A 2,393-nucleotide genomic window follows, 5' to 3' on the forward strand; every position below is an offset into this window, starting at 1 on the left:
CCTGCAGCAAAGCTGGGCTGCAATCAACATGACAAATGCGCTTGATAGAGCCTTAGGAATAGCACAATTGTATCCGTTCATTCTTCAGTTTAATTTGGTTGTTTACTGTGATTTTTACACCAACTTACTTTTTTAAACTAAAAAAACATTAATAATATATTAATATAGGAATTAATAAGCTTTTTCAGGAAAATCAGATCGACTTCACTTTCAGGTCGTCAATTGTAGCCAGGCAGTCAAACGACCGCACGCCTATAGGCCCCGATTTAAATTCTGAATCTGTAACCGATATCACAGGCCGGGTATTGTTATTGAAATAAACCCTGATCTGATCTCCCTTAGCCTCAATTCTGACTTTGTAGTTTACACCAAGTTCCAGTCTTTGCTGTGATTCATTTAATACCACCCATTTCCGCTCCGATGATTTTCCAAGCTGCAGCTCGCCATTTGCTGCATCAAGACCTAAATAATATCCATTGTAAGCATCTGCCCCGAGGTTCAGGTCTGAAACCCTGAAGATCAGTCCGGCATTTCCCTTAGAGTTTAGTTTTACTGTCGCCTCATAGCTCAGGTCCTCGAAATTAGTAGAACTTTCAATTGCTTTTACACCATGAATGCCATAACCCCATGAACCTTTATTGGAAGCAGCATGGATCGCTCCGTCTCTGATGAACCACTGGCCATAGCTGATCCAGTTCTTCAGTGTTGCTTTTGTAAAATTTTCTGAGAAGATTTTTGAAGCTGTCTTTGGAATACCTATTGTTGGAAAATTGCTCAGTCTGATATTTTCAGAACCATAAGGAGTTAGTATAATTTCCTCCAAAGGCTCTGCCGATGCCACCGGACTTGCCGGTACCTCAGCCGCGTGCATCTGGTTGTCGGACACGGTCCATAAGGGAATCTTCTGAGCTTTTGCACTAAGCTTAACGGGTGTTGCTGATTGTTCAAACGGGTTTTCCGGCATTACAGTTTTTATCACCTGAATTGATTTTTCAGGGTACGCACGGTCTATCACCAGACCGTAATTCCATGCAGAAGCAGGAAATACTTCGTAATCGAAAAAGCCTTTTACCGGATGTTCCTTACGGATGGAATATTTGGCATCGATCTTTAAACCGTAGACCAATGGGCCACGCTCTACTGTAACCGAACGGTTTACCTGGTCTGAAAACGTAACGCGCATTGGAAAATCAAGAATTAGCACATCGTTATTTTTCCAGTTCCTGTTCAGGTTAAAGATCTGCCCTGCTTTCAGGCCTTTTAATTTTTCGCCGTTTACGGAGATCTGAGGACTTTCACACCATTCGGGAATCCTGAGCTTTAAAGGAAAATCAGCAGGTTTGCCCAGTGTGAGCTTCATTCTGATCTGCTCCTCAAAAGGGTAATTGGTTTCAACAACCAGTTTTACGGCAACACCATCGGCTACCAGGGCATTCAGCTCTACGGGAGCGTAAGCGATGACAGCCAATCCTTTATCCGGTGTGGCCACCCAGCTGTTCTTTACGAAATAAGGCCAGCCCATGTGCATGTTATAACGGCAGCAGCCCATTCCCGAATAGGGACTGAGTAATATACCGCCATCGTAATCTTCATCATAGCCGCTTTGCCCGTGCCTGCAAAAGAGCTGGTTGGGCTGTGAATAATACACATGTGATTTGATGTCCCTGCTGTACTGGGCAGGCAGGGTATTGAATGCTATTTTCTCCAGTCTGTCGCCTATTACTGCATCGTGAACGATCCTTGCGGCGGTCTCTAAACTCTGCATCCACTCTACGACAGTACAGGTTTCCGTTCCCTGAAAAGTACTCTTTCCGGAGAGAAATTCTGTGCCTGAAGCCATTCCGCCCGCCTGTCCATGGTCCCTGCTCAGGTTTTCTATACCCTTCCAGGTCGCATTCCTGTAAAAAGGGTCATGATTGACCTGTGAAAAAAGCACAGGCATTTTCAGGGCCTGACCTACACTCACGCTATGTTTGGTATGAAAATCATCACCCAGGTAGTAAAACTGGTTGTGGGTATAAATATTGGCCCATGGGTAGGCCTGGGCGTTCAGCTTCTGCGCAAGTGTCAGCAAAAAAGCGTCACCGGTTTTGTTGTACAGCCAGAGCACGATATCTATGTTGTCACCAGTTCTGGATTTGCTCCACTCAAATAAGGGTAATTTATCCAGGTTTTCCAGTTCGTATTTAAAATACCTGGTAAAGAAACCGATTACTTTTTCATCACCGGTTGCTTCATAATAACTTTGAATGGCATACATCATCGGCATTCTCGGCCACCAGTCCTTCATTTTGGCCGGTCCGAATGAACCGTCTGCCCTTTGGTTTTCCAAAGTCCAGCTGATCCATTTTAAGGACTTTGCCTTTAAAACGGGGTCATCCAGGGTATAAGCG

General features: G+C 44.5%; 1 protein-coding gene. It reads right to left on the reverse strand.

Features of this window, described 5'->3' with window-relative positions; translation table 11 throughout:
* Positions 1-193: 193 nt before the first annotated feature.
* Positions 194-2,393 (reverse strand): beta-L-arabinofuranosidase domain-containing protein (locus VK541_RS02575; RefSeq protein WP_324366629.1); only part of this gene is annotated, 2,200 nt, incomplete at its 5' end.

Origin of the sequence: Pedobacter sp. (assembly GCF_035317785.1) — a bacterium.
Taxonomy (GTDB): domain Bacteria; phylum Bacteroidota; class Bacteroidia; order Sphingobacteriales; family Sphingobacteriaceae; genus Pedobacter.